Annotated in this window: 19 protein-coding genes; 6 read left to right on the plus strand and 13 right to left on the minus strand. The window is 60.0% G+C overall.

The features are described from left to right. Nucleotides 1-54: 54 nt before the first annotated feature. From hutG to ftsY, 8 genes are all read right to left on the minus strand, one after another. Nucleotides 55-999, minus strand: coding sequence for a formimidoylglutamase (gene hutG, locus G5171_RS10435; RefSeq protein ID WP_421212220.1), 945 nt, complete (start codon nt 997-999; stop codon nt 55-57). Then, a complete protein-coding gene (gene hutI / locus G5171_RS10440) occupies nt 992-2,227 on the minus strand; it encodes an imidazolonepropionase (protein ID WP_337073108.1) in 1,236 nt (411 codons plus the stop codon). Before hutI ends, hutG begins: the two co-directional genes overlap by 8 nt. 155 nt (nt 2,228-2,382) lie before the next feature. Continuing rightward, nucleotides 2,383-3,087, minus strand: coding sequence for a histidine utilization repressor (gene hutC / locus G5171_RS10445; RefSeq protein WP_216979636.1), 705 nt, complete (start codon nt 3,085-3,087; stop codon nt 2,383-2,385). 11 nt (nt 3,088-3,098) lie between these two features. After that, nucleotides 3,099-3,758 carry a carbonate dehydratase gene (can, locus tag G5171_RS10450; RefSeq protein WP_005342864.1) on the minus strand — a complete coding sequence of 220 codons (660 nt, stop codon included), beginning with the start codon at nt 3,756-3,758 and terminating at the stop codon, nt 3,099-3,101. 126 nt (nt 3,759-3,884) lie between these two features. Then, nucleotides 3,885-4,739 (minus strand): RNA polymerase sigma factor RpoH, encoded by an 855-nt coding sequence (gene rpoH / locus G5171_RS10455; protein WP_005342862.1) that lies wholly within the window; start codon nt 4,737-4,739, stop codon nt 3,885-3,887. 451 nt (nt 4,740-5,190) lie between these two features. Then, nucleotides 5,191-6,144: a permease-like cell division protein FtsX gene (ftsX, locus tag G5171_RS10460; RefSeq protein WP_421250839.1), complete on the minus strand. Its 954-nt coding sequence runs from the start codon at nt 6,142-6,144 to the stop codon at nt 5,191-5,193. Further along, complete coding sequence (ftsE, locus tag G5171_RS10465) at nt 6,144-6,812, minus strand: cell division ATP-binding protein FtsE (protein WP_005339995.1); 669 nt, start codon at nt 6,810-6,812, stop codon at nt 6,144-6,146. Before ftsE ends, ftsX begins: the two co-directional genes overlap by 1 nt. Before the next feature lie 89 nt (nt 6,813-6,901). Next, nucleotides 6,902-8,800, minus strand: a complete 1,899-nt coding sequence (gene ftsY, locus G5171_RS10470; RefSeq protein WP_421260150.1) for a signal recognition particle-docking protein FtsY — start codon at nt 8,798-8,800, stop codon at nt 6,902-6,904. 110 nt (nt 8,801-8,910) lie between these two features. Between ftsY and rsmD the strand changes: the two genes are divergently transcribed. Both rsmD and G5171_RS10480 read left to right on the plus strand, forming a co-directional pair. Next, the gene (rsmD, locus tag G5171_RS10475; RefSeq protein ID WP_042081417.1) at nt 8,911-9,540 is read left to right on the plus strand and encodes a 16S rRNA (guanine(966)-N(2))-methyltransferase RsmD; all 630 of its coding nucleotides are present in this window, start codon (nt 8,911-8,913) and stop codon (nt 9,538-9,540) included. After that, nucleotides 9,524-9,835 carry a DUF1145 domain-containing protein gene (locus tag G5171_RS10480; RefSeq protein ID WP_005342853.1) on the plus strand — a complete coding sequence of 104 codons (312 nt, stop codon included), beginning with the start codon at nt 9,524-9,526 and terminating at the stop codon, nt 9,833-9,835. The genes rsmD and G5171_RS10480 overlap by 17 nt, the downstream gene beginning before the upstream one ends. A gap of 851 nt (nt 9,836-10,686) precedes the next feature. On the opposite strand, the gene G5171_RS10485 is transcribed toward G5171_RS10480, so the two are convergent. From G5171_RS10485 to G5171_RS10505, 5 genes are all read right to left on the minus strand, one after another. After that, entirely contained in the window at nt 10,687-11,673 is a 987-nt protein-coding gene (locus G5171_RS10485; RefSeq protein ID WP_005342851.1) for a helix-turn-helix transcriptional regulator, read from the minus strand. 289 nt (nt 11,674-11,962) lie between these two features. After that, entirely contained in the window at nt 11,963-12,349 is a 387-nt protein-coding gene (locus G5171_RS10490) for a SirB2 family protein (protein ID WP_005342850.1), read from the minus strand. Further along, nucleotides 12,346-14,202 carry a monovalent cation:proton antiporter-2 (CPA2) family protein gene (locus G5171_RS10495; RefSeq protein WP_421260151.1) on the minus strand — a complete coding sequence of 619 codons (1,857 nt, stop codon included), beginning with the start codon at nt 14,200-14,202 and terminating at the stop codon, nt 12,346-12,348. The genes G5171_RS10490 and G5171_RS10495 overlap by 4 nt, the downstream gene beginning before the upstream one ends. Nucleotides 14,203-14,269: 67 nt before the next feature. Next, entirely contained in the window at nt 14,270-14,866 is a 597-nt protein-coding gene (locus G5171_RS10500) for an NAD(P)H-dependent oxidoreductase (RefSeq protein WP_068978326.1), read from the minus strand. Between the two features lie 101 nt (nt 14,867-14,967). Then, nucleotides 14,968-15,810 carry a LysR family transcriptional regulator gene (locus tag G5171_RS10505; protein ID WP_005342847.1) on the minus strand — a complete coding sequence of 281 codons (843 nt, stop codon included), beginning with the start codon at nt 15,808-15,810 and terminating at the stop codon, nt 14,968-14,970. 142 nt (nt 15,811-15,952) lie between these two features. On the opposite strand from G5171_RS10505, the gene G5171_RS10510 reads away from it, so the two are divergent. The 4 genes from G5171_RS10510 (at nt 15,953) to G5171_RS10525 (ending at nt 19,953) form a co-directional block, all read left to right on the plus strand. Continuing rightward, nucleotides 15,953-16,675 carry an SDR family oxidoreductase gene (locus G5171_RS10510; protein WP_019444689.1) on the plus strand — a complete coding sequence of 241 codons (723 nt, stop codon included), beginning with the start codon at nt 15,953-15,955 and terminating at the stop codon, nt 16,673-16,675. An 88-nt stretch (nt 16,676-16,763) separates the two neighbouring features. Next, a complete protein-coding gene (locus tag G5171_RS10515; protein WP_421250842.1) occupies nt 16,764-17,087 on the plus strand; it encodes a hypothetical protein in 324 nt (107 codons plus the stop codon). 46 nt (nt 17,088-17,133) lie between these two features. Next, nucleotides 17,134-17,565, plus strand: a complete 432-nt coding sequence (locus G5171_RS10520) for a DUF411 domain-containing protein (RefSeq protein WP_421260152.1) — start codon at nt 17,134-17,136, stop codon at nt 17,563-17,565. A 234-nt stretch (nt 17,566-17,799) separates the two neighbouring features. After that, nucleotides 17,800-19,953 carry a S9 family peptidase gene (locus G5171_RS10525; RefSeq protein WP_421260153.1) on the plus strand — a complete coding sequence of 718 codons (2,154 nt, stop codon included), beginning with the start codon at nt 17,800-17,802 and terminating at the stop codon, nt 19,951-19,953. Nucleotides 19,954-20,142: the final 189 nt, after the last annotated feature.

Consider the following 20,142-nt stretch of genomic DNA (forward strand, 5'->3'; position numbering starts at 1 on the left):
ATACACTCCTTGTTTATCGATGCAGCAGGGTGGCGGCCGGCCGGTGGCAGGCCGCTACTTGGTTAACTGATGGACCAGCCGGGCGGCCACGCGGGCACTGCGGTTGTCCTGATCCAGACTCGGGTTGTATTCGGCCAGATCGGCGAGCCGCAGCTTGCCGCTGGCCCGGATATGGGCAATCAGGGGTTCGATGACCGCCAGCTCCACGCCGCGGGCGGCGGGGGCGCTCACTCCCGGTATCACGGCTGCCGGCAGCACGTCGAGATCGATGGTCAGATAGAGGTGATCGCAGCGGGCGATGAAGGCATCCAGCCCGCAGAGCAAGACCGGTAGCTCGGCCGGCGTCATCGCCTCGTCCAGCACGTGCCACACTCCCAGCGCCTCGGCGCGCGCGAACAGCGCCCGGGTATTGGCGGTCTCGGCCACCCCGAGGCAGGCGTAGGTAAAGGGCGTGCCCTGGGCGGCGCACTGCTCGGCGATCTGGAAGAAGGGGGTGCCGGAGCTCGCCTGCTCCAGCTTCATGCGCAGGTCGAAGTGGGCATCGAAGTTGATAATGCCGACCCGGCCACGGCCAGCCAGATGACGATTGAGGCCGCTCCAGCTGCCAAAGGCCACCTCGTGACCACCGCCCAATACCAGCGGGAAGTGCCCCTCGTCCAGCAAGCGGGCCACCCGTTCGGCCAGACGGCCGTGGGCGGCATCGAGATCGCCATCCTCGCAGTTCACGTCACCGCTGTCATAGACGGGTCGGCTCAGATGCCAGGCGCTGTTGGCCAGCAGCTTGCGCACCGCCAGCGGCGCACCGGCGGCCCCTACCCGCCCCTTGTTGCGGCGCACCCCCTCGTCACAGGCAAAGCCCACCAGGGCTACGCCCGGGGCGGCGCTGCCGGCTTGTGACCAGGGTTGTACCTTGTCGTGCCAGCGCAGGGCCAGCTCGCCATCTTCCGGATCCTGGCGCCCCTGCCAGACCGACATGTCGACCGGGTTGAACTTATCCATGGAGCGTCTCCTCGCCGTTGACCACCCGGCTCACCAGCTGATCGACGCCGATGAGGTAGCTGAGCTCGGCCGGATGGCCGCAGTTCCAGACCAGAAAGTCCGCCAGCATGCCGACCCTGAGCTGTCCCAGCTGCTCCTGCTCGCCGAGGGCGCGGGCGGCGTGGCGGGTCACCCCTGCCATGGCCTCCACCGGGGTCAGGCCGAACAGGGTGCAAGCCATGTTCATGGCCATGCGCAGGGAAACGATGGGGGCCGTGCCGGGGTTGATGTCGGAGGAGACCGCCATCGGCACCCCCGCCTTGCGCAGCGCGGCGACCGGCGGCAGCTTGGTCTCCTTGAGGAAGTAGAAGGCGGTAGGCAGCAGGGTGGCCACCACGCCGCGGTGGGCCAGCGCCTGGATCCCCTCCGGATCCAGGTACTCCAGGTGATCCACCGAGAGGGCGCCGAAGTTGGCGGCCAGCGTGCTGCCGCCCAGGTTGGAGAGCTGATCCATGTGCCCTTTCACCGCCAGACCGTATTGATCCGCCGCCAGATAGACCTGCTCGGTCTGGGCCAACGAAAAACCGATGTGTTCACAGAAAACGTCCACCGCATCGGCCAGGCCCGCATCGGCGGCGGCCGGGATGATCTCCTGACAGATGGTCTCGACCCAGGAGTCGGGATCGTCGCGATACTCCGGCGGCACCGCATGAGCTGCCAGCAGGGTGGTCTTGACCCGGATCGGCAGCACCTCCCCCAGTCGGCGGGCGACCCGCAGCATCTTGAGCTCGTCTTCCAGGGTGAGGCCGTAACCGGACTTGATCTCCACCGTGGTGACCCCTTCCCGGATCAGGGATTTCACCCTCGGCAGCGCCAGATCGAACAGCTGATCCTCGCTGGCGGCACGGGTGGCGCGTACCGTGCTGATGATGCCGCCGCCCTTGCGGGCGATCTCCGCATAGGGCACCCCCTTCTGGCGCAGTTCGAACTCTTCGGCGCGGCTGCCGGCGAAGATGAGGTGGGTGTGGCAATCGATGAGGCCGGGAGTGACCAGCTTGCCCTTCATATCCTGCCAATGGGCGGGATAGGGGCCCTTGAGATCCTGCATCGGCACCAGGGCGTGGATCCGCCCCTCGTGAACGCCGAGGGCATGGGGCTCCAGCAGACCGTAGTCGACCAGATCGGAGCGCAGGGTGGCGGGTGTCACGTTGAGCCAGACCCTCTCGCAGTTCAACAGTTCCTTGTTCATACCGACCTCTAAATGTATATACATTAACTTATATCCGATCTCTGACGGGAAAGAAAGGATCAAGTTCACATCTTGATAACATCGTGTTCATTAGAGCTTAAACACAAAAAAGCCCGCCAGAGGCGGGCTTTTTCAAAAATGATATGTATATACAATTAACTAAGGCTGGTCTTGGAGCTCAACTTGTAACGGGAGCCAGGCGACAGCAAACGGGCATAGGAGACCAGATAACCGTCGGACCAGGTACGCCGATGCAACAGCAGGCAGGGGGTGTCGACCCGCACCTGCAACAAGCCGGCCTCGCCGGCGCTCGGCAGCACCGCCTCTACCACGTGCTCCATCTCGGAGAGGGGGCAGACCTCCATCAGATAGCGGTTGGGGGTCTGGCTGGCAAAGTCCTGCTCACCGTACTGTGGCAACCGCTCGGCATCGACGAAGCGCTCTTCCAGCTGCAGCGGCTCGCCATCGGCCTGATGGACGATGAGACTGTGGAAGATGGGAGCGCCGACCCGCAAGCCCAGCTGCACCGCCACCTTCTCGTCGGCAGCCTGGCGTTGCAGCCGGATCACCCGGCCGCTGTACTCGCTGCCCCGTTCGGCGATCTCGTCGGCGATGTTGCGAATGGCCAGCAGCGGCGACTCGGTGCGCCTGTCCGCCACGAAGCTGCCGGAACCGGCGGTGCGCACCAGCCACCCCTCGGCCACCAGTTCGCGCAGCGCCTTGTTGACCGTCATCCGGCTCACGGCGAACTGCTCGCACAGGGCGGCCTCGGTCGGGATCCGGTCGCCCGCCTGATAGTGGCGTTCGCGGATCCCGTCCAGGATGTGCTGCTTGATTTGCATATAGAGGGCCGGTGCCAACGGGATGCTCCTCAGCGACGGCGGTGGGGCGGACGCATATCCGGCCAGGCGCGGTAGACGTCGGGGATCTGATCCGGCCCGCTGATACAAAGATCAAGGTCATGCAGCAGACCGTCCTTGATGCCGTAGATCCAGCCGTGTACCGCCAGCTCCTGCCCCTTGCGCCAGGCATTCTGGATGATGGTGGTGTGGCAGACGTTGGCGACCTGCTCGGCCACGTTCAGCTCGCACAGGTAGTCGAAGCGCTCGTGCTCATCCTCGATGGCATCCAGCTGCTCGCGATACTTGAAGTAGACATCCTTGATGTTGCGCAGCCAGTTGTCGATGAGCCCCAGCTCTTGGTTCTGCATCGCCGCCTTGACGCCGCCGCAGCCGTAGTGGCCGCAGACGATGATGTGCTTCACCTTGAGCACCTCGACCGCATATTGCAGCACCGAGAGGCAGTTGAAGTCGGTGTGTACCACCAGGTTGGCGACGTTGCGGTGGACAAACACATCCCCCGGCAGCAACCCCATCAGCTGGTTGGCAGGGACCCGGCTGTCGGAGCAGCCAATCCAGAGGTATTCGGGGGCCTGCTGGGCAGAGAGGGTAGCAAAGAATTCGGGATCCTCGGCCTTGATCTGCTCCGCCCACTCGCGGTTGTTGGTAAACAGGTCGTTCAACAGTTTCACTATCTGCTCTCCCTACAGTGGCAGTGGCGGCAACATACCATACACAAGGGTAACCAAGGCAAGGCCGACCAGCCCCCTGCAAAACAAAAACAGGGCCATTAGGCCCTGTTTTTATGAGAGGAAGCATCAGGCTTCCATGGCATCTTTCAGCTTCTTGAGCGCATTCTTCTCAAGCTGGCGCACTCGCTCGGCAGAAACGCCGTAGGTATCGGCCAGCTCCTGCAGAGTGGTCTTGCTCTCATCGTCGAGCCAGCGGGCTCGGATGATGTGCTGGCTGCGCTCGTCCAAAGTAGCCAGAGCCGAGCTCAGGCGACGGGTCGCATGGTCGTCCCAGTTGTCGTTCTCGATGGTCGCAGCCAGATCGGAGGATTTGTCCTCCAGATAGTGGACCGGTGCGAAACCACCCTCTTCGTCATCATCACCGACCAGGTCGAAGGCTTGATCATAGTTGCTCATGCGCGCTTCCATCTCGGTCACGTCAGCGGCAGAAACGCCTAGATCGGCCGCCACTGCCTGAACCTCTTCGTGGTTCAGCCAGCCCAGACGTTTTTTGGATTTGCGCAGGTTGAAGAAGAGCTTGCGCTGGGCCTTGGTGGTCGCCACCTTGACCATGCGCCAGTTGCGCAGAACATATTCGTGGATTTCGGCCTTGATCCAGTGCACGGCAAAGGAGACCAGGCGCACGCCGACACTCGGGTCGAAGCGCTTGACCGCCTTCATCAGGCCGATGTTGCCTTCCTGCACCAGGTCGGCCTGGGGCAGACCGTAACCGGCATAACTTTTGGCGACATGAACGACAAAGCGCAGGTGCGACATGACCAGCTGACGAGCAGCCTCAAGGTCGCCATCCTGCTGCAAACGCTCAGCCAGCTCACGCTCTTCCTCTGCGCTCAGCACCGGAATCGAGTTGACTGCCTGGATATAGCCTTCCAAACTACCTTGCGGAATCAAAGCCATAGTGCGCTGCAATGAAGTTCCCATCTGTTACCTCTTACTTTTCAATCGAATCAGTCTAACACCCAGATTGGGTCTGTCTACTGACCTGATGTCATTCTGCGGCGTCTATCAAAGAACATGTCCAGCTTTAGACCGGCTTATCTTATGCCTGCAGGATGAATCATGAATGAACAGTCAAAAAAAAGGGGTCACAATGAAGGACCCCCGAAAAGTAGCATGCTAAGTCCATTGTTGCGGAGCTCGCAACCTTCACATGCTTGCCAAGTCTGACGAGCAAGGCAGAGGGGCCACACTCGTATAAATGCTTCAGCCTAATAGACTGCTTATAAATCAGAAGGTTCCGTGGATCCATAAAAGATCCGAGAGATCTTATTTAATTCAGAATACTCTGACTAAGGGGGTCAAGCCAGAAACGGACCTTCTTTTACTTGATCCACCTCTCAAAATCCAGCGATTTACTTTGATAATAAATTAATCAGGATGGCTCTATATCGCGAATGTGACGATGAACTGAAAACCATGATGCGATCAGCCCCAGCAGAGCCCCCAGCAGGATCAGGTTCACCCCGTCCACCAGACCCATGCCAACCAACCGGAAGTTACTGTTATACAAGCCCGCAAGCTCCTTAACTACCCCTTCGCTCCAGATTACCATCACCTCGGTCAACCACCAGGCCAACATGCCACCAATCACCCCGAACCAGATGCCGGTATAGAGGAAAGGGCGATGGATGAAGGCATCAGTTGCCCCCACCAGCTTGAGCACCTCAATCTCTGAGCGCTGGTTGAGGATGTTGAGACGCAGGGTATTGCCGACGATCAGCAGCACGGCGGAGAGCAGCAGCACCGCGATGCCGGTAATGGTGTGGCGCAGCAGGTTCATGATCCCCTGCAGGCGAGTCAGCCACTGCAGATCCAGCTTGCCCTGCTCGACCCCATCCTCATTGTTTAGCTTGCCGAGCAACTCGGCGGCCCCTTCCGGATTCTGCCAGCGCGGATCCGGAATGACGCTCAACACTGGCGGCAGCGGGTTGCTGTCGAGGTAGTCGAGAGCATCGCCGAAGCCGGAGATCTCGCGAAACTCCCGCAACGCATCGTCACGGCTCAGGTAGGTGACCGAATCCACCTCGGGATAGAGCAGGATCCGGTGCTGCAGATCGAGAATGCTCTGCTCCGGCAGATCCTTGCGCAGGTAAAGGGAGATCTGGGAACTGCTCTGCCAGCTCCCCTCCACCACCTCGGCGTTTTTCAGCAGCACATGGAAACAGGAGGGCAGTGCCAAGCTGACGCCAAGCACCGCCAGCGTCATCAGGGAGGCGAGCGGATTGCGCCACAACTCTCCGAGACTGGCAAACGCCTGCCGCACATGGTCAACCCCGTACATCATCAGACGGCGCAGTGGCGGTTGTTTATGACGAACGATAGCCATCAGAGCTCCTCCCCGGCCGAATACATGCGACCCGCCTTGAGGGTCAGGGTGCGATAGCGCATGCGGGCGATCAGCCCCAGATCGTGGGTGGCAATCAGTACCGAGACCCCAAAATTGTTGAACTCCTGAAATAGCCGCATGATGTCCATGGAGAGCTGGGGATCCAGGTTGCCGGTCGGTTCATCCGCCAGCAGCAGCGGCGGCTTGTTGACGATGGCGCGGGCGATACCGACCCGCTGCTGCTCACCACCGGAGAGCATGCGCGGCTGGTAGCGCTCCTTGCCGAGCAGCCCCACCTTGTCCAGCGCCGCCGCCACCCGCTTGTTGATGTCCGCATGGCTGTAACCATCGATCACCAGCGGCAGCGCCACGTTGTCGAACACGGTTCTGTCCATCAGCAGGCGGTGATCCTGAAAGATCATCCCGATCTGGCGGCGAACATAGGGGATCTGGCTGCGCTGGATATGGCTGACATCATCACCATGAAAGAAGACGCGACCATCGGTCGGACGCTCCATCACGCTGATCAGTTTGAGGAGGGTACTCTTGCCCGCCCCCGAGTGCCCGGTCAGAAAAGCCATCTCCCCCTTGCGCAGGTGAAAGCTGACCTTTTGCAGCGCCTGATGGCCGCCGCTGTATACCTTGCTGACCTTGTCAAAACGAATCATAACGGTTCCCTGAAATTGACAAACCCCGACCGGAGTCGGGGCATGGAACACTTACTCATCACGGCTGAGCTGACTCATCGCGGCCGGACTTATTCATCGCGGCTGAAGAGCGCCTCGATGAAGTCGTTGGCAACGAAGGGACGCAGATCGTCGATCCCCTCGCCCACCCCAATGTAGCGGATCGGGATCTGGAACTTGTCGGCCACCGCAAAGATGACGCCGCCCTTGGCCGTGCCATCCAGCTTGGTGAGGGTAATGCCGGTCAGGCCCACCGCCTCGCTGAACAGCTTGGCCTGGCTCAGGGCGTTCTGGCCGGTGCCCGCATCCAGTGTCAGCATGATCTCGTGGGGCGCCGCATCGTCCAGCTTCTTCATCACCCGCACCACCTTCTTGAGCTCTTCCATCAGGTTGCTCTTGTTCTGCAGGCGGCCGGCGGTGTCGGCGATCAGCACGTCAGCCCCGCGGGAACGGGCGGCCTCGATGGCGTCATAAATAACGGAGGCGGAGTCGGCACCGGTATGCTGGGCAATCACCGGAATGTTGTTGCGCTGACCCCAAACCTGCAGCTGTTCGACAGCGGCAGCACGGAAGGTGTCACCCGCCGCCAGCATCACGCTCTTGCCCTCGGCCTGGAACTGCTTGGCCAGCTTGCCGATGGTGGTGGTCTTGCCGACGCCGTTTACGCCGACCATCAGGATCACATAAGGCTTCTTGCTGGTGTCGATCACCAGCGGCTGCTCCACCTTGGCCAGCATCTCGCCCATGTCCTGCTTAAGCAGGCCGTAGAGCGCCTCGGCATCCTTGAGCTGCTTGCGATCCGCGTGCTGCACCAGCCCTTCGATGATGCGAGTGGTGGTATCCACACCGAGATCGGCGGTCAGCAGCTGGGTTTCCAGCTCCTCAAACAGCTCATCGTCGATCTTCTTGCCACGGAACAGGCCGAAGAAACCGGAGCCGATATTCTCCTTGGTGCGTACCAGACTGCGCTTGAGGCGAGCAAAGAAGCCCTCCCGCTGCGGTTTGTCCTGGGTGTCGTCGTCCACCTTGGCGGCCAATGGCAGAGCAGCCAGTGCAGCGGCCTCAGCCTCCATCGCGGCGACCAGGCGCATATCTTCCGCGCGCTGGGCCTCTTTGGCGATACGGGCTTCTTCCGCAGCCTGAGCTTCAGCGGCAATACGAGCCTCTTCCGCAGCCTGAGCTTCGGCGGCAATGCGAGCTTCTTCCGCTGTGCGGACTTCGGCAGCAATGCGAGCCTCTTCCGCGGCGCGAGCCTCGGCAGCAATGCGAGCCTCTTCCACAGCGCGAGCTTCGGCAGCAATGCGAGCCTCCTCTGCAGCGCGAGCCTCGGCAGCAATGCGAGCCTCTTCCGCAGCGCGGGCTTCGGCGGCGATACGAGCATCTTCCGCGGCACGGGCTTCGGCGGCAATGCGAAATTCTTCCGCGGTGCGAGCTTCGGCGGCGATGCGGGCCTCTTCTGCGGCGCGAGCCTCGGCGGCGATACGAGCATCTTCTGCAGCGCGGGCTTCGGCCGCGATACGAGCCTCTTCCGCGGCGCGGGCTTCGGCGGCAATGCGAGATTCTTCCGCGGCGCGAGCTTCGGCAGCGATGCGAGCCGCTTCAGCAGCTTGTGCTTCTGCGGCAGTGCGAGCGGCTTCAGCGGCACGTTCCTCTTCGGCGATCAGCGCTTCGTTGACGATCACCGGCTCCAGATCGGAGGCGCACTCCTCCACCACCAGCGGGCCGTGGTCGTCCAGCTCGGTCGGCAGGCAGCAATCATCTTGCAAAACGGGATTCTGTGCGCTGGCAGGCACTTCGGGGGCAACAGCCGGCGTACTATCGGAAACAGTTATATCGGAAACGGGAGCGGGGGTAGCAGTGACCTCGGGCTCAACGGTAACGGGGGTGGCTTGGGGTGTCTGTGGTTGGACAGCCTCAGCCTCTTCTTTCTTGCGGCCGAAACCCAGCCAGGAAAACAAACCTTTTGCCATCTAAAAATACTCACATCAAAGGCTGACTGCTAAGATAGCCGTCCCTTGGCGGGTCGGCATAAAAATGAACCGCCTTATACTACCACTTTATTTTCTGACGATGAAACGCGATGCCCAGAGTGAAATCCAGCCGTAGCAACCCGAGCAAGAGTCCCGCCCCGCAAGGAAAATCGGGCTTTGTAAGAATCATCAGCGGCCAGTGGCGAGGCCGCAAATTGCCGGTCAAGGATGTGGAGGGGCTCAGGCCCACCACGGATCGCGTCAAGGAGACCATCTTCAACTGGCTGGCCCCCCACATTCGCGGCACCCGCTGCCTGGATCTGTTTGCCGGTAGCGGCGGACTCGGGCTGGAGGCGCTGTCGCGCTATGCCGAGCAGGTGACCCTGATCGAGATGGACAAAGGGGCCGCGGACCAGATCAAGAAGAACCTGACCGCCCTCGGCAGCAGTCAGGGTCAGGTGATCCAGTCAGATGCAGTGAGCTGGCTGCAAGGCCCAGCCACGCCGTTTGATCTGGTGTTCCTCGATCCGCCGTTTCGCCGCGAGCTGCTGCCGCAAGTGTGCGAACTGCTGGAGCAGCGCGGCTGGCTGGCACCGGACGCCCTGATCTATCTGGAGCGGGAAAAAGAGATGGCCGATCTGGCGCTGCCCGCCAGTTGGCAACTACTCAAGGACAAGCAGGCAGGTCAGGTCTGTTATCAACTCTATCTACGGGAGGTAAACAATGAAGCGGGTCTTTAATCTGTTGGCGATGGGGCTGATACTGTTCTTCTGGTTTGGCGTACTGGTGAGCCTGATTGCCCCGCTACCCGGCAAACTCAACGGCTTTCTGCCGGTCTGTGGCGTGATTGTCGCCCTGCTGCACTGGCTGCAGGCCAGCATGATCAAGGCAGCTTGCAAACGCTACTTCGCGGTCACCAAGGCCGAATTTGTCACTGTGCTGATCTTTGGCGTGTTTGGCATGGTCGACATTCGTCAGCGCCTGCAAGAGATCGTCAACGCCGCCCAGCGAGGTAATCTCTCGGACAAACCATAAAAGAAAAGGGGACGGCGGTAGCCGTCCCCTAGAGTCGTGTCGTCCTGTCCTTAGAACTGCAATGCTCCCTGCAATCCCTGACTTTATCCTAATCCTTTGGAATATCCCCTTTCCAATCCGTTGGCATGTCCTGCGGCGTTCCTGGCCTGGCAATTCATCCTGAACTGCTTCACTGTCTCCATCCTGGAGGTGTCCATTACCACGTCCTGTGGGGGTCCTTGCGTCTTCCTGACAGATAACCATCCGGGTTATCTCACTTCATCTTGAAGTATTCCTCTCGCATCCGGCGAGGTCCTGTTCATCCTGAAGAACGAGGTTCCGTTCGTTCTGCTCTCATCCCGAGAGTGTCCTGCCGCGTCCTGCGGTGTTCCTTATTCATCCGTGACGATAATCATCCTGATTATCGAGCTCATCCTGAGGTGTCCCTTGTCCACATCCTGCGGACTATTCCATCTTTATGCGCTGCCCTGCATCCTGCCGGACCAGCTCCGTCCTTGTGAGACCCATAGTAAGGAAATGCGGACCCCGAACAAGGGCCATCCGATGATAAAGATCTGATGCCGCTCCCATTTCAAAAAACAAACTTAAAAACTAACCCTTCAATATCAGCAAGTTAATTAGTTTCACAGGAAAGCTCGATCATTCTGGCATGGCTTCGCGTACGGTTCAAAGCGCCAGCCTCTTACAGTGGCTATGGCAGATCTCTTACACGGGATTCGCCCCCAAAAACGGGGCAGGAAAACGGTTCAATCCTGTCGTTAACACTTAAAAATTAGTTGAATAAATATGCTTAAAAAAACAGCAAAAAAAGAGCCGAGACCAGGCTCGACTCTTCACATGCAATTTCTTAATCAGCTCAAGCGGTTGGCCGGATTGAGATAGGCCTTGCGCAGCGATTCCGGCGCCAGCACCTCCAGTTCACCGCTGATATTGTTCAACCAGCTGCGAAACTCCGGGGTGTCCTGCACTTCGGTCTCCACCACCACGCTGCGCTTGTCATAGCGGGTCATGCGCGGATTGTTGCCGGGGATCTGGTTATCCAGCAGCGACTGGCTGTTGGCATCGATCCGGCCGACGAAACGGATCGGGCCGCTCACATCCTGATAACCCTGATCTCGGATCAGCTTCTGAATATTGAAATCCTTCGGCTGGGTGGCGCTGAAGTTGGTCAGCTCCACATTCTTGATATGGTCAAACGGGATGCCGTAGACCTTGGGATCCAGCTCTGAGAGAGTGCAGAGCAGGATCGGACCGTCCGGCTGATTGAGAATGCCGAGCGGGTTGATACGGTCGTAGCAGAGCCACACGGTGCGCTCTTTGATCACGCGCTGGATCTCGGCACTGAACTTGCGACCACGCCAGAGCGCATCGCGGATCAAGGTGCTGCGGCGGATCTCCGGGTTGCCGGCAAACGGACGCGGTGACTGGTGGACACTCTCCAGCCAGCGTTCGGCCAGTTCGCTCTGGCTGTCGCGGATCACCTGACTCGCTTTGTCGACCAGCGGGTTCAATTCGGTCAATACACTCGCCGGTAACAGTTGGCTCGCCTGATCACTCCAGGTTTTCAGGGCCACTGCCAGCGAGAGGGGCATGATATTGGCAAAGTCATTGAGGCCGTGGCGCTCGAAGCACCAGCCATGGGGTTTACTGCGCTCGTCCGAGGTGAGGTCGAACAGTCCCATGCCGGACATCTCCTCCAGGTCCCGTTGCACGGTACGCAGACTGACGTGGATGCCTTCCTCTTCCAGTTTTACCTGAAGTTGGCTGGCGGTCAGCTTGTAAGGGCGGTGCGGGATGCAACGCGCCAAGGTCAGTTGTCGTAACAGCTTCTTACTCATGGTGCATGCCTTCACTGGTTTAGCGTTGATCGTATCCTAGTCGCAACTTGCGACAGTCTATGTCGCAAGTTTTGCGGCGACAACTGTCGCCATTTTCATACAAAGCAACTCATGTACATGATTTATAATATAAAAATCACTTAGCACGGCAAACTTAACACTTTAAGACAAGCTAACCATCACGAAGAAAACTAAGTGGAGAGGCAGGCTAACATCAAGGGGAATAGGATTTTTCTGAATCTGTTCTTTTGAAATAGCCGGAGGGAGGCAATCCTCCCTCCAAGCTCAATCACATCAGCCACGACCAGGCTGACTTGGTGATGGCCGCACCGACCATGTAGCCAAACACCGCCAGCGCCGCCACACCGGCCACCAGCTTCTGACCGCGGGCCGGGCGCTTGAGTGCCATGACACCCAGACCGATATAGAGCACCAGTGCAATCAGCTTGGCCATCAGCCAGGGCTGCTGGCCGGGGCTCAGCTGCAAGGTCACCGCCAGCAGCACGCCAAACAGCAGCAGGAAGGTGTCGTTGATATGGGGCAGGATCTTCAGCCACTTCTGCTGCAACCGATCGCTGCCGGCCAGCGCCAGACTCCAGCGATAGATAAAGAGCAGCAGACTGACCAGCGCCAGCGTCATATGCAGGTGTTTGAACATGGGATAATAGGCAATCATTTTGCTTCCTTGTCGTCGTCGGGTAGCCCGCTGTTCCAGTTGTGGGCATGGATACGCTCCTGCCCCTCCTCGTCGTCTTGCAACAGATCGGAGAGGATCTCCCGGTATTGCAGGCTCTTGTTGATATAAGTGTGTTCGTCGTCCAGATAGTTGACCTGCTCACGCAACAGCCAGTTATCGTGCTGCTTGAAGGTCTGCCCCGCCCGCCAGGCCTGGTTGGCCCTAAACCCAAGCTGGGTCAGGGCTTCCACCCCCAGATCGACCGCCGAGCCCAGGGTTTCCCGGTGCACGCTCTCGACCCCGTGGCGCAGGATCTCGTGGGCATGGGGTCGATCCAGCGCTCGCGCCAGGATCTTCAGGTGCGGGAAGTGCTTCTGCACCATCTCGATCACCGCCAGCGAGGTAGCTGGATCGTTGATGGAGAGCACCAGCAGCTTCGCCTTGTGCGCCCCTGCGGCATGGAGCAGATCGATCCGGCTGGCATCGCCATAGAAGACCTGATAGCCATACTTGCGCAGGGTCTCTATCTGGCTAGCATCCTGCTCGAGGATGGTGGTACCGATGCCGTGACCGTGCAGCAGACGCCCCACGATCTGACCGAAGCGGCCGAAACCCGCGATGATCACCGGATGCTCCACCAGCTCCGGCTGCTCATGCTGCGGCGCGTCGCTCTGGTTACGGTAATCGAACCAGGGCTGGATCACCCGATCATTGAGGATCAGCAGCAGCGGGGTGAGCGCCATGGAGAGCGCCACCACCAGCGTCAGCAGCGAGATGGTCTCACCGGGCAGCACCCGGTTTTGCGCGGCAAACGAAAAGAGCACGAAGGCAAACTCGCCCCCCTGCGCCAACGCCAGTGCGAAGGTCCAACGCTGGCTCGGCGAGATGCGGATGATGAAGCCGAGCGCCATCAGCACCAGCCATTTGAGCACCATCAGGCTAACGACGAGAGTGGGTATCAGGAAGGGGTGCTCGGCAAACAACCCGAAGTCGATCCCCGCCCCCACCGACATAAAGAACAGGCCGAGCAGCAAGCCCTTGAACGGCTCTATGTCTGCCTCCAGCTCATGGCGATATTCGCTGTCGGCCAGCACCACACCGGCGAGGAAGGAGCCAAGTGCAGGCGAAAGCCCCACCGACTCCATAAGCACAGCGATAGCGATCACCAGCAGCAGGGCGGCGGCGACGAAGATCTCCCGCATATGGGACTGGGCGATGGCACGAAACACCGGCCGCATCAGGTAGTGGCCACCCAGCACTATGCCTGAGATGGCCGCGACCACCAGCAGACCATGCTGCCAACCCGCCAGCTCGGAGCCACCATTGCTGGCGACCGGCGCCATGGCCAGCAACGGCAGGATCGCCAGGATCGGAATGACCGCAATATCCTGAAACAGCAGCACCGCAAAGGCGGAGCGACCGCTCTCGCTCTGCATCAGCTTGCGCTCCTGCAGGCTCTGCAACACGATGGCGGTGGAGGAGAGCGCCAGAATGAGGCCGATAGCCAGCCCCTGTTGCAGCGGCAGGCCGATCAGGTGCGCCACGCCGGTCAGCGCCGCCGTAGTGAGCAGCACCTGCAGGCCGCCGGTGCCGAGGATCGGCCCCTTCAGCTGCCACAAGAGGGCCGGACGCAATTCAAGGCCGACCAGAAACAGCATCAGCACCACGCCAAACTCGGCGAAGTGCATCACATCCTTCTGCTCGCCCACCAGCCCCAGCAGGAAGGGGCCTATGATGATCCCCGCCAACAGATAGCCGAGCACCGAGCCCAACCCCCAGCGTTTGGCCAGCGGCACCGCGATGACGGCGGCGGAGAGGTAGATAAAGGCATCAAACAGGATCCCGTGGCCCATCAGTCGGCCCTCCGCATGAACATCTGATCCGGCTCATGAGCTCGGCCAACAAACTGCCCGTGTGTCATCAGAGTACCTCCAGCAAGTCGCGCAGATAAGGACGCCCGGCCAGTTGCTCCGGGGTCAGCTGATCGTCACGCAGGGCGCAAAGCAGCTGGCGGTAATCCTGTCCACAGCGGCGCAGGGCGGCGGGATCCTTGATCTTGTGAAAGGAGTGCAGCACGAAAGGGGGCAGCCAGTTCATGCCGCACAAGGTGGCCGCCTGCTGAAATGGCAGCAGAAAATCGAGCAGCGGTCGGCTGTTGTAACCCTCGCTGCAGTAGGACTCCGGCGCCCCGCCGGTGGTAATGGCGCTCAACCACTGCTTGCCCTTGAGGGCGTGGGCCTCGGGGCCATAGGCATAGCCATACTCCAGCACCAGATCCATCCACTCTTTCATGATGGCCGGGCAGGAGTACCAGTAAAACGGGTGCTGGAAGACGATGATGTCGTGCTCAGAGAGCAGCGCCTGCTCCCGCTTCACATCGATAAACATGTCGGGATAGTGCTGATAGAGGTCGTGAACCGTAACCCCCTCCAACCCCTCAATCGCCTGCAACAGCTGCTTGTTGGCCCGCGAGCTCTGCAGCGCGGGATGGGAAAAAATAACCAGAATACGTTTCATGACCACATCACCCGAACAAAGCCTTGCGGTGCAAGGCGAGGTAAACAGAAAAGGGGAATCTGGGGAGCTGCATCGTAAAGGTGCACAGGAGAGCGACCTTATCAGGAAGCGCCATAGCCTGCCAACTCGGGGATCAGCTCCCGCAGCGCCGGATTGAGGGTCTGGTGGGCGGGATAGCAGAGCCCGATCCGGCGAAACATCCGCGGTCCGCTCACCGGCAGGGTACAGAGCCCCGCCTCATCCTCGACCAGCCCGTCCGGCAGAAAACTGATGCCGACCCCCGCCAGCACCAGCGCCATCACCAGCCCCTTGCTCTCGGCCTTGGCCACCAGATTGAGGGTAAGGCGGTCACAGGCCAGCAGGCCGATAGTCTGCTGATGGGCTTCGCAGGGCGGGCACTCAATAAAATCATAATGTTGCAGCTCGGCCAGCTCGATCCTTTCGCGACTTGCCAAGGGGTGATCGACCGGCACGCAGAGCACGTAATCCTCCTCCCACAGCGGCAGGAAGATCTCGTCCTCCCGGCGCAAAGCATCCAGCGTCAAGCGGCAGTCGGCGGGCGTGGTGTAGTCGGAGAGGGTGAGATCCAGCTGCGGCAACACGCCCTGCACTTGCTGCAACAGCCCGGCCACCCGGCGGCGACTCAAGTCCGGCATGATGGCGATATTGAGCCTCGCACGCGTCGCTTTCTGGCGAAACAGCTCCGGCAGACGGCGCGCCTCCTCCACCAGCTTGACCGCGTGAGGATAGAGATAGTGGGCCGGATCTTTCGCCACCACCCCCTTCTTGCCCCGGACAAACAGGCTGTCACCGAGCGCCTCTTCCAGCTGGCGCAGCCCCGCCGAGAGGGAGGGCTGGCTGACGTGGCAGCGCTCGGCCGCCGCCGTGATGTTCTTCTCTTCATAGATGGCGATGAAGAAACGCAGCAATCTCAAGTCCAGCATAAACCAACCATAGTTTTTTCAGATGATAACCAGCGGAAAACAATATTTATCACTTATAGATGCAGTGACTATAGTGATTGGGTTCCGTGCTGGCCAGCCACCTGTTTGCTCAAACCGACTCTTGAATCAGAAGGAAAGACCCATGTCCAAATCTCTCGTCGTGATCACCGGTGCCTCCGCCGGGATCGGTGCCGCCATCGCCCGTGCCTTCTCAGCTGCCGGTCATCCGCTGCTGCTGCTGGCCCGCCGGGTCGAGCCGATGCAGGCACTGAACCTGCCCGATACCCTCTGCATCGGGGTCGATGTCACCGACACCGCCGCCATGAAAGCCGCCGTCCAGCAGGCAGAAGCCCAATTCGGCCCAGTCGGCTGCATGGTCAACAACGCCGGCGTCATGCTGCTGGGTCAGGCCGATGTGCAGGATCCCGCCGAGTGGCAGCAGATGCTCAATATCAACGTGATGGGGGTGCTGAACGGCGTCCACGCTGTGCTGGCAGGTATGAAAGAGCGCCGCAGCGGCACCATCATCAACATCAGCTCCATCGCCGGTCGCAAGACCTTCCCGAACCATGCTGCCTACTGCGCCACCAAGTTCGCCGTGCACGCCCTGACCGAGAACATCCGCGAAGAGGTGGCCGATGTGGGCGTACGGATGGTGACCATTGCCCCGGGTGCGGTCGAGACCGAGCTGCTCAGCCATACCACTGACGAGAGCATCAAGGCCGGTTACCACGACTGGAAAGATCAGATGGGTGGCGTCATTGCGCCGGAAGTGATCGCCGATGCCGTGCTCTACGCCTGGAACCAGCCTGCCAACGTCTGCGTGCGCGAGATCGTACTGGCGGCGACCCGTCAGCAACCTTAATCCTGACTGACTGACACCATGCGGAGGGCTTGACCCTCCCCCGGGGCACAGGGTTACCATGTGCCCCTTGTTATTTTCGAGTCATTCCATGGTTCTCACCCGTCGCCAACTCGCTCACGCCCGTCGCTGGCTCCCCTTGTGGAGTCTGGTGCTGGTGTTGATGTCGTTTGGCAGCCGGGCCGCAACCGACCTCTGTACCCTGACCACCCACTGCAGCCAGAGCGAGCGCATCCTGGAAAAAGCAATGCCCTGCGGCAGCTTTACCACCGCCCTCTCGATGACACTGGTAGGCAGCGACAGCCTGACGGTCGCCGTGCTGGAACCGGATACCCCCGACTTCGCCTCCCCCTCTCTCTTTATGCCGGACGCTCCGTGCGAGCGGCTCGAACGTCCCCCACGCACCCGGATCTGAAACGCATCCCGTATCGGGCATCTTTTCTTTCAATCTGAGGTGAGTGATGTACAAACCCCTGTTACTGGCCATGCTGGCCGGTACCGTCAGCTTTTCAGCTCTCGCGGCCGAGAAGATGACCGTCTACAAATCCAAATATTGTGGTTGCTGCCAAAGCTGGAACGAGCACATGGAGCAGAATGGCTTCGAACTGGACGTCATCGAAACCGAACAGCTCGGCGCAGTGAAGCAGCAATACGGTATCGCGCCGGAACTGGCTTCTTGCCATACCGGTATCTTAAATGGCTATGTGATCGAGGGGCATGTACCGGCCGCCGATGTGCAGAAGCTGCTCAGGGAAAAACCGGCGATCCGTGGCCTGACCATTCCGGGCATGCCCCAGAGTGCGCCGGGCATGGATATTCCGGGCCATCCCTATGAGGTACTGAGTATCAGCAACGAGGGCGCGACCAACCGCTGGTCGAGCTACCCAGGCTGACGAAAACTGGTCATGAGAGGGCACTCCCATATCATGTGAGGCACACCTGAGCGGACTCTTGCCGCTCATGGCCAGAAAGAGGGCCGCTATCGCGAGATAGCGGCTTTTTTTGATTACATTTCCTGCAATAACAAGGGATTGCTTGCAACCACCGGCAACAAGGGGCAGATTTAACGCCAATTCATGGAGCCGATGCTCAGGTCTACCAACCCTTTCCAGCGCCAAGGATGCGACATGTTTACCTTTTCCCGAGGAGTTCTGCTGCTAGCCTTTCTGACAGTTCTCCCCCCCACTTATGCCAATGAAGAGCCCGCCATGCTGACAAGCGAACATCCAATCCAGCCGCCCGTGGCCGCCAAACATCCCCGCACTCTGAAAAAACACGGGGATACCCGCATCGACAACTACTACTGGCTGCGTGACGACGAGCGGCAGAAGCCCGAGGTGTTGGACTATCTCAAGGCCGAGAACGCCTATACCGAGGCCATCCTCAAGCCGACCAAGCCGCTGCGCGAACAGCTTTACAAAGAGATGGTCGCCCGCATCCCCCAGCAGGATGAGTCGGTGCCCTATGTGAAGAATGGCTACCGCTACCAGACCCGCTATGAACCGGGCAAGGAGTACGCCATCTACTCCCGCATCAGGCTGGGAGAGGAGCAGGCAAACCTGCTGCTCGACAGCAACCTGCGGGCTGAAGGGCACGAGTTCTATGCCCTCGGCGCCCTTGAGGTGAGCCGCAACAACCGCTGGCTGGCGGTGGCGGAAGATTTCCTCTCCCGCCGTCAGTACCAGATCCAGTTCCTCGATCTGGAGAGCGGCCAGTGGGCCACCGACAAACTGGAAAATACCTCCGGCAATCTGGTATGGGCCAACGACAACAAGACCGTCTTCTATGTGCGCAAGCACCCGCAGACCTTGCTGCCCTATCAGGTCTATCGCCATACGCTAGGGACGGATCCGGCCACGGACAAGCTGGTCTACGAGGAGAAGGATGACTCCTTCTACATCAGCCTCTACGCCACCACCTCGGAAGATTTCATCGTCATCGCCCTCTCCAGCACCACCACCGGCGAAGCACGGCTGATCGATGCCAACCAGCCGGAGCACGCCCCCCGCCTGTTCCTGCCCCGTCAGGTGGATCACGAATACAGCCTGGATCACTACCGCGGCCGCTTCTATGTGCGCTCCAACAAGGACGGCAAGAACTTCGGCCTCTACGAGACCAAGGAGAGCCCGGTCGATCGCTGGAAGGCGGTGATTGTCCCCAATCCGGACGTGCTGCTGGAGAGCTACGCCCTGTTCAAGGATTGGCTGGTACTGGAAGAGCGCAACAAGGGGCTGACCCGACTGCGCCAGATCAACTGGCAGAGCGGTGACGAGAAGGAGATCGCCTTCGACGATCCCGCCTACGTCACCTGGCTCGCCTACAACCCGGAGCCGGATACCAGCGCCCTGCGCTATGGCTACTCCTCCATGACCACCCCCGCCTCCACCTATGAGCTGGATATGGCGAGCGGCAAGCGCACCCTGCTCAAGCAGCAACCGGTGGCCGGCTTCAAGGCCGACCAGTACGCCAGCGAGCGACTCTGGGTGACCGCCCGCGACGGCGTATCGGTGCCGGTGTCGCTGGTCTATCGCAAAGACAAGTTCAAGAAAGAGCTGGCTGATGCGCCCAAGAATCCGCTGCTGGTCTATGGCTACGGCTCCTACGGCGCCAGCATGGATCCCGACTTCAGCAGCTCGCGCCTGAGCCTGCTGGACAGAGGCTTCGTCTACGCCATCGCCCATATCCGGGGTGGCGAAGAGCTGGGCCGTCACTGGTACGAAGATGGCAAGTTGCTGAAAAAGCAGAACACCTTCAATGACTTTATCGATGTCACCAAGGCGCTGGTTGAGCAAGGCTACGGGGCCAGGGATCAGGTCTACGCCATGGGCGGCAGCGCCGGCGGCCTGCTGATGGGGGCCGTCATCAATCAGGCGCCTGAACTCTATCGCGGCGTGGTGGCGCAGGTGCCGTTCGTCGATGTGGTCACCACCATGCTGGACGAGTCCATTCCCCTCACCACCGGGGAGTATGACGAGTGGGGCAACCCGAACCAGAAGCGCTACTACGACTACATGAAGAGCTACAGCCCCTACGATCAGGTGAAGGCGCAAGCCTATCCCAACCTACTGGTCACCACCGGGCTGCACGACTCGCAAGTGCAGTATTGGGAGCCCGCCAAGTGGGTCGCCAAGCTGCGCGAACTGAAGACAGATGATAACAAGTTGTTACTGAACACCGACATGGACGCCGGCCACGGCGGCAAGTCGGGCCGCTTCAAAGCCTACGAGGATATCGCGCTGGAATACGCCTTTATCCTGGATCTGGCCACCCCGGCCAACTGATCCATTATGACCTCGGCCCTTGTCATTCAAGGGCCGCATAAGAATCCTCTCGCAGTTTTTCCCTCTTCCATTTCCCTCCATATCAAATTAATCTTCGGCAAGAAAATGAATGATCGAGGTCATGTTTCTCAAGATTTAACTCCGTTATTTTGCCATTTCGTTTGATTTATGTTGGGTGAATGTGCTTAA

Origin of the sequence: Aeromonas sp. 600774, from assembly GCF_049175075.1 — a bacterium.
Lineage (GTDB): Bacteria > Pseudomonadota > Gammaproteobacteria > Enterobacterales > Aeromonadaceae > Aeromonas > Aeromonas veronii_A.